We start from the raw sequence: 12131 nt of genomic DNA, 5'->3' as shown, positions 1-12131 counted from the left end.
TCCTTCAGAAGCAAGGGGTTGAGGTATCTCAAAAAACGGTCGCCAGAATCATGAAAGATGGTGATATTCGTTCAAAAACAAAGAAAAAATATAAGGCAACCACAAACTTGAAGCATCATTGGCCGGTGTATCTGAACTTATTGAATCAGCAGTTTGAAGCAGATGAGCCGAATCAAGTATGGGTGGCGGATATTACGTATATTTGGACGAAAAAATTTAGCCTCCATCATGGATTTGTTTTCTCGTAAAATCGTAGGCTGGTATCTTTCCGAGCGTATGACAAAGGAGTTAGTGATCAAAGCATTCAACCGGGCCATCCATCAGCGAAGTCCTCAACCTGGTCTGATTCACCATTCGGACCAAGGGGGGGCAGCATGCATCGAATGAATACCAAGCCATGTTGAGGCAATACGGCATACAGACGAGCATGAGTCGAAAGGGAAACTGTTATGACAACGCATGTGCCGAATCGTTTCACAGCATCATGAAAAAAGAACTCATTTTCCACGAAACCTTTACGACAAGGGAAGAAGCGAAACAACGGATTTTGAATACATTGAGTATTTTTATAATGCCGAGCGAATTCATTCCGCTAATGAGTACATGTCCCCGATCCGGCAAGGCAAAAAGCAGCAACGTTTCTCACCATAAGTTACGATATAAGGGACATCTTTCCTCTTGAGAAGAGGAATGGTTTACCAAACCGTTCTCCTTCTCAAGAGGCCACTAAACGAAGTGCGGTAGTAGGATTTTAAATTTTTCTCGATTTTACGTGTCTATTTTCTTGACATAATACAATTAGACCCTTATGAGTCAGAGCCTTATTCCCGTATAAAATACCTATATTTAGATTACTTTAACTTCTAAAAAGTCACATCCTGTTATATTATTTTTCTTTATTAGTTCTCTAAGTTCTTCTGATATGAATATTGGAATTTCATCACCCTTGAGTTTAATAATATGCTTTGATTGTATCGCCTCCTTACATAAAGCATATTTTTTTATACTATATATACTTTCACCATCAAGTTCAAATACACTATAATCTGAATTTTCTAAGTTTAATGCATCGACAACATTCAAAATGTTAGCTACCGAAAAACCTTTTAAAATTTTGTTTTCACCTTTAATCACTACATTTATAGGCTGATATTGTATACCATCATCTACTTTCTCTAAAATCGCTTTAAATCTTTCAGAAACTATAAACCACCCTAAATTGTTTGCTAAGTAATCTGTTAATCTTTCTCCTTCTTTAGGATCAAAGTAAAAGGTGATTTCGCTATTCCAATTATGAATATACTTACCTTCCGATAATTCATATTGTTCAAATCCCTTTGTATCTATACAGTATGCTACTACATCTCTATCATCACTATCATCCATTAGTAACTTATAAAATCTCATTATTTCTTCCTCCAATAATCTTTATAAAGCATCTCCGGGTTCTTTCTAATTTCCTGTTTTACTTGTTCGAATAATCTTAAAAATTTCCTTTTATCCCCCTTAGCTATTTTATCAAAAGTTCTAATATTGCTTAACACATACTCGTGATAAGCATTTGGATGTCTTCCATGATGAGGTAGTAATTCTATATTCCAAACGTCATCCAAATCTAGTCCATATTTTTTCGTTATAGCCTCTATTTGTGGAGTATATTTTTTACTTATTATTAGTAGCATAATGATGTTTTTGTAAAGGTTTACCTGCACCCTTAGTGCTAAGTTCAACGCCATCGTTGCCTGTTTTACTTACGCCTAAATTTACCTTTGTCTTCTCACTTAGATAAGCTCGAACTTTATTCTCCAATCCATTGGTGTTTTTGGGCGGAACTTTAACGTTCCCAACCCCTTCCATGGCCAATCCCATTTGCCGGTCAGGGATTGAATTTTTCAGATTGGTCAGGGCGTTGTCTACGAACCGGCCGGCTTTCAGTGCATTATTTGCGCTTTTGTTTTTCAAATGGTGCGGGATTTCTTTTGCCAAGCTTTTAGCATTTCTAATGCGGGGGAATATGCCTTTTTCCGCACGAACCACCATATCCCGGACAGATGATTTGGACTGCAAACCCGTTTTCGTCGCTAATAATTTTAGATCACTGGCTTCTCTTAGATGGAAAAAACGGGCGGCGCTGCTGAATGTGAAAAGCCCCTTTACGCCAGGGACGATATCCAATGGAGAAAGGACACCACGGAATACTCGTTCGTCTGTTTTCAACTCTCTCCCTGAAATCCAGTCTTTTCCGGAAACGGCTGAACTTAATTCCAGTGTACCATAAGCTGTCCCCAATGCCATTCCTGCTGGCGGACAAATGAAGGAAGTGCCTACTATGACAGCCAGTGCCGTTATTTGTCCCCAAAATTCTTTGTTCATCTGCCCATCTTTGATCGATTCATACTGGAAAGCTTGGGAATTCAATGCTGTTTGTATATATTCTTGTTTCGAAAAATTTGCTTTAGGGTTCAGTTCTTTCCATGAAACGTATTCCCGTTCTATCAACTTAGCATAGTAGTTGCTGCCACTGAACAGATCTTCCAGTCCAACTTCCGCTTTCGGCACGTCGATTGTTTGTTGTGTGCCGTATGCTCCGGAAGCGACAACTGTTTTTTTGGCACCAATGTGATTTTTCGTTTTGATCTTTGATATGGATAAGTTGTGCATCGCTTCCACAAAAGCATCGATCTCTTGATAAAACAGATCATCGATGGTGCGGTCAACAATTTCTCCGACACGGCTGCTAAAGCGGTGCAAGACGAGATAATCTTCATATAATTGTTGATATTGTTTTTTTCGGTCTGTGTGGGTGAAAGAGATGACACCATCTGTGTCATATTTGGCGATGTCTGCTTGAACGTCTTCGAGAAGATCGTTTAGATCTTTTAATTTATCAATCATGCCTTTGCCCCATACACCGAGACCGACCAGATCGCCAATACCTTTCTTCGTCTTTTCCCATTCAGAAGGGATATACTTGACATCCACTGCCTTCATGCCTCCGATTGAAACGAAATGGATTCCAACATGTGGAACAGCTTTCTGTTTCATTATAAGAGAAAATATGTAACTTTTGGTAAACAGAAAGAAAAAAAGGGAATTTTAAGTAAAAACTACCAATCATTTTTCAGATCATGTTCTTATTTTAGGTCATAGGAACCGATCGAATAGACCTAAACCAATTTTTCCAGAATGAAACGTTAAAAATATGGTCTCACTCTTCCTTCAATTGAATGAGAAGGGGATGAGCCGGATGTTTACTTTATTAAAACAGATGGATCAGGTAAAATGGTTGATACAACATGGATTTCATTGTCGGCAGGCAAACTTTGAAATCTGTTTTAAACGGAAATAAAAAAGAGTCGTCGACCCCCAATCGTGCAAAAATCCCAGGGGATCGACGACTCTTTCAAATCTTCATTGAGTCCAAGCAAATCAAAGGTTTGATAAAAATTCCCCTTTTCGTTAAAATAAAAATAACCAGTCAAGCATAAAAATGAAATGCTTATTTAACAACATTTTTTGGGGTTTTTATCTTAACTATGAGGAATTGAAACACATTCATACGAGTACCTTCATGAGCAAATAACCCCGTTTTTATCTTAACTATGAGGAATTGAAACATGTGCAATTCTTTTGCTGTGTCTCTGAAATTCGTAAGTAGTTTTTATCTTAACTATGAGGAATTGAAACATATGTATCAAAATGGATGAGTAGTGTGTGTAGTGTATGTTTTTATCTTAACTATGAGGAATTGAAACTGTAAATTTGTTTCTGTCTCTAAAACTATCAAGTCAGTTTTTATCTTAACTATGAGGAATTGAAACATTTCGGTCGTTTTTCACGATGCGCTTTTTCGACCAGTTTTTATCTTATGAGGAATTGAAACGTTGCGGCCCTACGGGTGACGGGGCTATCAGACTATGTTTTTATCTTAACTATGAGGAATTGAAACCAGTTGGCGACCAAGAAAGTTGTCGGCTAATGCCATGTTTTTATCTTAACTATAAGAACTTAAATCTCATTCATTCGGACTGGTTCACAACACGCAGGGCAACGTTTTTCATAACTTATTTACTACCCTTTCTCCTTGACAGATGTCTGTAGGAGAAAGGGTTATTTTATTGGCGAACATGATGTAGAAGATTCCTTTTTCTCGTTTTGGATTAAATGGACTTGCCCTATGATCGTTTGTGACTGATTTTTGTCATAAAACGATCATTTTTGAATGTTTTTGATAAAAAATGATAGATTTTCGAAAGTGCTTACACTATAATGAAATTAGAGAAAGAGAAAACATCCAGATGGGAGTTGATAAGGTTGCTAACACCAGAGAGACACCGGATCATTTTAGAGCTGTTGGAACAAAAGGGAGTCGTCAAAATTCAAGAATTGGTGGAGGCAACCTCTTCGTCAGAATCTACGATTCGAAGAGATTTAAGCCAATTAGAAAAAGAAAAAAAGTTAAAGAGAGTTCATGGCGGAGCTTCCTTATTTCAACAAAGAAGTGAAGAGCTGAGCATCTCCGAAAAATCGACAAAGAATTTAGAAGAAAAGCGGATGATCGCTCAATATGCAGCGAGTCTCATTCAAGATGGTGATTGTATATATCTGGATGCGGGTACAACCACCTTTCAAATGATCCCGTACATTTCTGCTCAAAAAATAAAAGTAGTAACAAATGGATTAACCCATTTGGAAGCACTGCTTGAACAAAATATCGAAACCTATTTAACGGGTGGTTATGTAAAAAAGACCACAAGAGCTCTCATCGGTAAGGGGGCTCAAGAGGGGCTGCAATCGTATCGTTTTGATAAGGCCTTTATGGGTGTTAACGGCATCCACCTTGAGTTTGGTTATACAACTCCTGATCCAGAAGAAGCGGCTGTGAAAAGCCTCGCAATGAATCTCTCACAAAAGTCATTTGTTCTGGCTGATCATACAAAATTTAATGAATTTACCTTTTCAAAAATTACAGATTTAAATGATGCCGTCATTATTACAGATGAAATTGATCAAGAAATCTTAGAAGAATTTTCAGCCAAAACCGCAGTAAAGGTTGTGAAATAATCATGATTTATACGGTTACCTTAAATCCATCGATTGATTATCACGTCCGTATTAATCACTTAAAAATAGGAGAATTGAACCGAGCGGAAGAAACACTTTACTTCCCGGGAGGAAAAGGGATCAATGTGTCCCGCGTATTGAAACGCCTTGGTATCGATAGTGTTGTATTAGGTTTTGCAGGCGGTTTTACAGGAGACTTTCTTAAGAATGCATTAATTAGTGAAAATATTGCCATCGATTTCACTGAGGTGGAAGAGCCTACCCGGATCAATATAAAGCTGAAAGGAGATCAAGAAACGGAAATTAACGGGAATGGACCTGCCATCTCAAAAGAAAAGCAGGAAAAGCTATTATCAAAAATTTCTTCTTTGAATAAAGATGATGTTTTAGTGCTTGCTGGCAGTTTGCCTCCAACAGTTCCTGAAAATTTTTACGAGACGATAGCATCGATTTGTCAGGAAAGGGAAATACCGTTTGTCGTTGATACATCAGGACCGAGTCTAAAACGGTTGATACCTATGAGACCTTTTTTAATAAAACCGAACCATCACGAATTAGGAGAGTTGTTTCATGTAAACATTGAGACGATAGAAGATGCAATAAAGTACGGAAAGAAGCTGCAAAATGAAGGAGCAAGGAATGTAATCGTTACCATGGGAGGAAACGGAGCAGTATTGATTAATGCTGATCATACCGTATTGGCCAAAGTCCCAAAAGGTAACGTGAAAAATACAGTAGGAGCTGGGGATTCAACTGTTGCCGGTTTCTTAGCCTCCTATATTCAAAACCATGACGCGATCAAAGCATTCCAACACGGCGTCAGTGCCGGAAGTGCAACAGCATTTTCAGAAGATTTATGTACAAAGGAAAGCGTGGAACAGCTTCTTCCAAATATTCGCTTGGAAATTTATCGGTAAGGAGGATTGTATAATGAAAATCACGGATTTATTAACGAAAGAGACGATTATATTAGATTTACAGTCTGTTACCAAAATGGAAGTACTTGATGAATTAATAGAAACGCTTGCGAAGGCAGGGAAGCTTCATGATAAAGAAGCGTTTAAGGGGGCCATCCTTGCTCGTGAATCTCAAAGTACGACTGGAATTGGCGAGGGGATAGCGATTCCGCATGCTAAAACGAATGCAGTTAAACAGTCTGCGATCGCATTCGGTCGTTCAAAAGCAGGCATTGACTTTGAGTCTTTAGATGGTAAGCCCAGCCATTTGTTTTTCATGATTGCAGCTAGTGAAGGCGTCCACAATGCTCATCTAGAAACACTTTCCCGTTTATCGACATTGTTAATGGATCAAGAGTTTCGTAAAAAAATTGAATCAGCCAATTCTGCTGAGGAAATCATTGAAATTATCAATGAAAAAGAAAAGGAAAATGAAGAAGAGAGCGAGCAGACCGATTCTAAAAAAGGAAAAATTTTAGCCGTTACCGCTTGTCCGACTGGTATTGCTCATACGTATATGGCAGCGGATGCTTTGAAGACAAAAGCGAAAGAGTTAGGCGTTGACATTAAGGTTGAAACGAATGGTTCAAGTGGTGTCAAAAATAAGCTGACGCCAGAAGAGATCGAAGAGGCAGACGCAATCATTGTGGCTGCAGATAAGCAAGTGGAAATGGACCGTTTCGATGGCAAACATGTCATTGAAATCCCTGTTGCACAAGCCATTCGCCAACCAAAAGAGTTGATTGAACGAGCATTAAAGAAAGACGCACCTATTTACAAAGCTTCGGGAAAAGAAACAAATTCAGCGTTTCAACGCGGAGAACGAAAAGGATTTTATAAGCACCTCATGAATGGGGTTTCAAACATGCTGCCATTTGTCGTTGGCGGCGGTATCTTGATTGCCATTTCATTTATTTTTGGGATTAAAGCGTTCGATCCGAACGATCCATCTTACCATCCGATTGCTGAAGCATTGATGACTATTGGCAAGGGAAATGCCTTTAAATTAATGATTCCTGTTTTAGCCGGATTTATTGCCATGAGTATTGCGGATCGTCCGGGATTTGCTCCGGGAATGGTCGGAGGATTTTTGGCAGCAAATGGGGAGGCCGGTTTTCTTGGCGGATTAATTGCCGGTTTCTTAGCCGGATATTTAGTCGTTCTTTTAAAACGAATCTTTCAGGTGCTGCCGCAATCATTAGAAGGGATTAAGCCAGTTTTACTATATCCTTTATTCGGTATTTTAATTACAGGTTTTATTATGATGTATGTGGTGAATGATCCTGTTAAAGCGATTAACGATGGATTGAAAGCTTGGCTGGAAGGCTTAGGAACTGGGAACTTAGTTCTTTTAGGTTTGATTTTAGGGGGAATGATGGCTGTAGATATGGGAGGTCCGATCAACAAAGCAGCCTTTACATTCGGTTTAGCGATGATTGATGCAGGAAACTACGCCCCGCATGCGGCAATTATGGCTGGTGGTATGGTTCCTCCATTAGGACTAGCCATTGCAACAACTTTGTTTAAAAAGAAGTTTACAAAAGCAGAACGAGAAGCAGGAAAAACGTGCTATATTATGGGGGCAACCTTTATAACAGAAGGAGCCATTCCTTTTGCCTCAGCTGATCCAGGACGTGTAATTCCATCGATTATCGTAGGTTCCGCAATTGCCGGTGCGTTAACGATGGTATTTGGAATTGGTTTGTCAGCACCGCACGGAGGCATATTTGTCATCCCGATTATAAGCGGCAGTCCATGGTTATATGTACTTGCTATTTTAATTGGTTCATTTGTAACAGCTCTTATGGTCGGTTTCTTAAAGAAAGAAGTAAAAGAATAAAAGACTAATACGAGCAGCAAATTTCTTTTAAGGGTTCGGATCTAGGGTCTGAACCCTTTTTTGTTTGTGGTATGAACTGAAAAGGTGTGACGATATTTTTAGAAAAATGCTTGTTGGCGGGGAGATATTGTTTACGACTTACCCTCGGAATAGACTCTTTGTAAACTAGAAATAGTGGACGAAACTTGTAAAAGCTTTAGATGCCCCATGTCATTTACTTACTGAGTAATAGAACTGTTGTCGTCGACCCCCAATCGTGCAAAAATCCCCGGGAATCGACGACTCTTTCAACTCTTTATTGAGCACAAGCATTTTGCCATCTTCTTAGCAATGGTGATAAATAAATGATAGAATGAAAAGAAGGAAAATTTCTCGATGATATGGAGGTAAATAGATTGATTTATCAACTAAAGGTGCAGTTAAAAGGTATTCGCCCGCCGGTATGGCGGCGGTTATTGGTGCCAGGCGATATGACGTTTGCCGAGCTTCATCGCGTGCTGCAAAAAGCGTTTGACTGGGAAGACCGGCATTTGCATACGTTTTACATCACGAAGACGCGCGGAACGGCGAAGCTGCGCATCGAAATCGGCAATGATGTCGGTGATAGATGGAGCAATGCGGACTATGAAGAGCATAAGGAGCGGCTTTTCGATTGGCTTGTGCAGGAGGGAGACCGCTGCTTGTATATTTATGACTTCGGCGACGATTGGGAACATGAGATCGTGCTTGAAAAAATAGTGAAGCCGCAGCCAGATCTCGTCTATCCAGTTTGCCTCAAGGCGGTGCGTGTTGCGCCTGAAGAAGACAGCATGGGCGAAGGGTGGAATCCAGAGGCGATCGAGACAAAGGAATTGACAGCAATGGTCAATGCAAAACTGGCTCCACTGAGCAAAAAAGTTGGCAAGGAAATCCAAAAGAAAGCGCGAAAAGAGATGGAGAAGGGAGCGCAGGCCACACAAGGCAACGTATGGCGGGCACTGTTGGAAAAAGCGGTGGCGTTTAACCGGTTAGCGCCGTGGCAATGGATGGATGATGATGAAATTTTCCTTGTCATCGATCCGGAAACGAACGAGCGCTTATATTGTTCCGTCATTGGCGCGCTTGGCCAAGAGCATGGCATGGTCGTATATATCGGGGAGCAAGGATACAAAAGTCTGCAGCATTTATTCAAACAGCCATATCCCGAACAAGATCCTGTTTATACACAGCGGGCGGTGCTCATTTCCTTTGCTGACCGAAATGAATTAAGCAAGGAAGACTATGAGCTCCTCCGCTCCCTAGGCATGACATTCCGCGGCAAAAAGCAGTGGCCGCAGTTTCGCAGCTTTGACCCAGGGTACTATCCGTGGACGATTTCTGAAGAGGAGGCGAAGTTGGCGACAGTGGCGCTTGATCAGGCATTGGATGTCGCGCGGCGCGCTGGGGAAGGAGAACTTTCGCTTTCAGTGTTTCCGCAGGATGAAAAGATGTTTGCCCGCATCGGTGAAAAGAAGGATGGGAATGTCGTTTGGCGCGATGATCTCATTCCGCTTGCCAAGCTGGAAGTCGAGGAAAAAGCGCCGACGTATGAACTGCTTGTCGATCCGAAGTTGATTGAAATGGTGAAAAATATTGGACAAGTATACCATGGCAGCATCGAATTTGACGCGGGGTATATCAACCGGCCGGTTCAAGAGAAGCGCGGGGAGCGCCCGTATTTTCCGATATTTGTACTGGCGGTGGATGTGAACACTGGGTTTATCATCCATAACGATTTGCTTCCGATCGAGAATGTGGCGATGCGCGTGCAAAAAAGCTTTTTGGACATGCTTCTGCGGCTCGGGAAAATACCGCGGGAAATCCGCATGAAAAAAGAAACGAAGCAAATGCTCGCCCCGGTGCTGCGCAAACTGCCGATCCGGACGATGGAAGTGCCGCGGACTCCTGCGTCCGAACATGTCCGCAGAACTTTTGAAATGTTTTAGGATGAGATTCAAGGAGGAGTCTAGATTTGGATGGCAAATATAAAGAATCCATCATTATATTTTGGATGACAAATATAAAGAATCCATTATTATATTGTCGTATCAGTATGTGTACCGATTATTGACGCATTTAAAAAATATTATCCATGTCTTCCAGCAAATCAAAAATCCAGATGACATCACCAAAGAAGTGTACCGTGATTCGATTGTCAAAAAGTACGAAATTTTAGAGGATCAATTGTGGAAATTATTATCGAAGGTTTTTAAGTCTTGGGGACTCGAATTAAGCAATCCGCGTGCTTGTTACAGGCAAGCATTCAAAGAAGGATGGATTGAAAATATTGATACGTGGAACGACATTGTAAGTTCGCGTAATGCGACGGTTCATGTCTATAATGAGGATGATTATGAAAAAATTAAAAACAAGATAATAGCACAATATGTGGGGGAAATCGAAAAGCTGCTTGAAAATATAAAAAAAGAAGTGATTGATTGCGATGTATGGAATTCATGAAGATGTATATCGAAAATTATTGGACTACTTTCAACGCGAACGTGGCATTCGGAAAGTGATTTTATTTGGTTCAAGGGCCAGGGATACGGCGCGTTATAATTCGGATATTGATTTGTGTATTGATTATGAAGGAGAACAGAAAGGAAAAATTGTTCAAGATATCGATGACATTGTCGGAATTTATTCCTATGATGTACTGTTTGCCGATTTATTAAATAAAACGGCAAATTGACCGCGATGGAGTAGTGATTTACAAACGTACATAATGAGAAAGAGGGATGCAATAGTGTTAATCGCATTGGATATGGACGGGACGCTGCTCAATTCGAATGGACAGGTAAGTAGAAGAAATAAAGAGGCCATTGTGACAGCGCAAAAGCAAGGGCCATATCGTGGCGATCGTGACGGGCAGGGCGTATAAAGACGCGCGCGCGCCGCTTCGGGATGCGGGGCTTGTTTGCCCGATTATGAGTTTAAATGGCGCGGTGATGACATTAGAAGATGGGACGGTGCTTGGCGATGTGCCGCTTGACAAGGAAAAGTTGATTCCGGCGCTCGAATGGGTGCGCGCGCAGCCTGATTTATATTGCGAAATTTATACGGGCGATGCCGTCTATGTCGGGCTCCATAACCGCGCGCATCTTGAGGCGATGGCAGAAAAGGCAAGCGATATCGCGCCTGAATTAAAGCGCATCGTCGAAAAGCAGTTCCAGCAGGCGCGCGTGACGTATGTCGATGACATCCGCGCCATCTGGGAGGAGCGGCAAACCGTGTTTTATAAGGTGCTCATTTTTTCTCTCCATCAAGAACGTTTACAAGAAGCGGCCGCCCAGTTTGCCGCCATCTCCGGCATTACCGTCACCTCGTCGCATCCAAACAACATCGAAATTAACCATGAACAGGCGACGAAAGGACAAGCGCTCATGAAACTGTCCGCCCATTACGGCATCGATCTGAAAGATACGGTTGTTTTCGGTGACAGCCATAACGATTTATCAATGTTCGCCGTTGCCGGTTATCGCGTCGCGATGGGAAATGCCGCTCCCGAATTAAAAGAAGTCAGTGACATCGTCACCGCCTCACATGAAGAAGACGGCGTAGCGATCGTATTGGAAGAACTGATCGTCAAGCGAAAACAGTGACGATGGGCATCACTCTTCCCCCGTCCCATTGCCGATGCACGGTCTAAAAACGGCCAAAAATGGGGGGAGGTGTACATGAAGATTTTGCTTTCATGCACTAAAGTGCGATGTTGATATATCAACGGTTTGGACGTTTGACGATTTTGGTCAAACCGTCTAGTTTACATAACAACAATTTATTTTTTGCGAGGTTTGCAGGGGTGTGCAAAAACGCCCCTTGCTGCCCTAGAAAATCAATGGTAAAATGAAGGTGCTCTTTTTGAGAGGTGGCCTCGTTTAGAGGATTAAAACAATTTTCTAATTTTTCGATTTCTTCTTCAATTTCTTTCTTTTTGAGAGATGGCCTCGTTTAGAGGATTGAAACATTTCTCTATCTTTGTCGCGGGAAGATTTGGCTTCTTCCCTGTTTGAAAGAATGCCTCGTTCAGAGGATTAAAACTTTTTGACAAAAATTTCAGCGTTATCATTTTCTAGATCCTGTTTCAAAGAATGCCTCGTTCAGAGGATGGAAACAGAATAATCGATCAAACAAAAGACCAAGCCTGTGATGCGCAAAAGGCTTGGTCTTTTTTGGTTGCGGCAAACAGGCGGAATCGTTCAACGAGATGGAAAATGTTTGGGTGAAAGAACATGAAAATAGAAAGTATCTTT

At 41.2% G+C, this 12131-nt stretch carries 8 protein-coding genes, 3 pseudogenes and 1 CRISPR repeat array; of the genes and pseudogenes, 8 read left to right on the top strand and 3 right to left on the bottom strand.

All coding sequences use genetic code 11. From position 1 onward, the window contains the following. Positions 1 to 651 (top strand): annotated as a pseudogene (locus tag AC0KTX_RS15790) (IS3 family transposase); the annotation flags it as partial. Positions 652 to 846: 195 nt separating this feature from the next. Here the strand turns inward: AC0KTX_RS15790 and AC0KTX_RS15785 are convergent. The 3 genes from AC0KTX_RS15785 to AC0KTX_RS15775 are packed head-to-tail and all read right to left on the bottom strand — an operon-like array spanning position 847 to position 2982. Continuing rightward, on the bottom strand, positions 847 to 1407 hold the full coding sequence (locus tag AC0KTX_RS15785; RefSeq protein ID WP_474253047.1) for an imm11 family protein: 561 nt from the start codon (positions 1405 to 1407) through the stop codon (positions 847 to 849). Further along, positions 1407 to 1682: an AHH domain-containing protein gene (locus AC0KTX_RS15780; RefSeq protein ID WP_474253046.1), complete on the bottom strand. Its 276-nt coding sequence runs from the start codon at positions 1680 to 1682 to the stop codon at positions 1407 to 1409. Before AC0KTX_RS15780 ends, AC0KTX_RS15785 begins: the two co-directional genes overlap by 1 nt. Next, entirely contained in the window at positions 1663 to 2982 is a 1320-nt protein-coding gene (locus tag AC0KTX_RS15775; protein ID WP_474253045.1) for a hypothetical protein, read from the bottom strand. Before AC0KTX_RS15775 ends, AC0KTX_RS15780 begins: the two co-directional genes overlap by 20 nt. Positions 2983 to 3521: 539 nt before the next feature. After that, positions 3522 to 3821: direct repeats of the CRISPR family, unit length 30 nt; unit sequence GTTTTTATCTTAACTATGAGGAATTGAAAC. 493 nt (positions 3822 to 4314) lie between these two features. On the opposite strand from AC0KTX_RS15775, the gene AC0KTX_RS15770 reads away from it, so the two are divergent. The 7 genes and pseudogenes from AC0KTX_RS15770 to AC0KTX_RS15740 all read left to right on the top strand — a co-directional run bounded on the left by AC0KTX_RS15770 (position 4315) and on the right by AC0KTX_RS15740 (position 11480). Then, positions 4315 to 5064: a DeoR/GlpR family DNA-binding transcription regulator gene (locus AC0KTX_RS15770; RefSeq protein WP_094245600.1), complete on the top strand. Its 750-nt coding sequence runs from the start codon at positions 4315 to 4317 to the stop codon at positions 5062 to 5064. A gap of 2 nt (positions 5065 to 5066) precedes the next feature. Next, positions 5067 to 5981 carry a 1-phosphofructokinase gene (gene pfkB / locus AC0KTX_RS15765; protein WP_474253044.1) on the top strand — a complete coding sequence of 305 codons (915 nt, stop codon included), beginning with the start codon at positions 5067 to 5069 and terminating at the stop codon, positions 5979 to 5981. A 13-nt stretch (positions 5982 to 5994) separates the two neighbouring features. Next, entirely contained in the window at positions 5995 to 7860 is a 1866-nt protein-coding gene (locus AC0KTX_RS15760) for a PTS fructose transporter subunit IIABC (protein ID WP_474253043.1), read from the top strand. Between the two features lie 395 nt (positions 7861 to 8255). Next, positions 8256 to 9824, top strand: coding sequence for a plasmid pRiA4b ORF-3 family protein (locus tag AC0KTX_RS15755; protein WP_340733553.1), 1569 nt, complete (start codon positions 8256 to 8258; stop codon positions 9822 to 9824). 61 nt (positions 9825 to 9885) lie between these two features. Continuing rightward, positions 9886 to 10338, top strand: a complete 453-nt coding sequence (locus tag AC0KTX_RS15750) for an HI0074 family nucleotidyltransferase substrate-binding subunit (protein WP_015864185.1) — start codon at positions 9886 to 9888, stop codon at positions 10336 to 10338. Further along, positions 10322 to 10604, top strand: a pseudogene (locus AC0KTX_RS15745) (nucleotidyltransferase family protein). The gene AC0KTX_RS15750 and the pseudogene AC0KTX_RS15745 overlap by 17 nt, the downstream one beginning before the upstream one ends. A 20-nt stretch (positions 10605 to 10624) precedes the next feature. Further along, positions 10625 to 11480 (top strand): annotated as a pseudogene (locus AC0KTX_RS15740) (Cof-type HAD-IIB family hydrolase). Positions 11481 to 12131: the final 651 nt, after the last annotated feature.

Source organism: Aeribacillus sp. JST-2 (genome assembly GCF_056032925.1).
This window is presented reverse-complemented; position numbering and strand designations above follow the sequence as displayed.

What these genes read in the sequence shown, in the direction of transcription:
- AC0KTX_RS15785 (WP_474253047.1), bottom strand. Translation starts at nt 1,407, where the DNA reads ATGAGATTTTATAAGTTACTAATGGATGATAGTGATGATAGAGATGTA.
- AC0KTX_RS15780 (WP_474253046.1), bottom strand. Translation starts at nt 1,682, where the DNA reads ATGCTACTAATAATAAGTAAAAAATATACTCCACAAATAGAGGCTATA.
- pfkB (WP_474253044.1), top strand. Translation starts at nt 5,067, where the DNA reads ATGATTTATACGGTTACCTTAAATCCATCGATTGATTATCACGTCCGT.
- AC0KTX_RS15760 (WP_474253043.1), top strand. Translation starts at nt 5,995, where the DNA reads ATGAAAATCACGGATTTATTAACGAAAGAGACGATTATATTAGATTTA.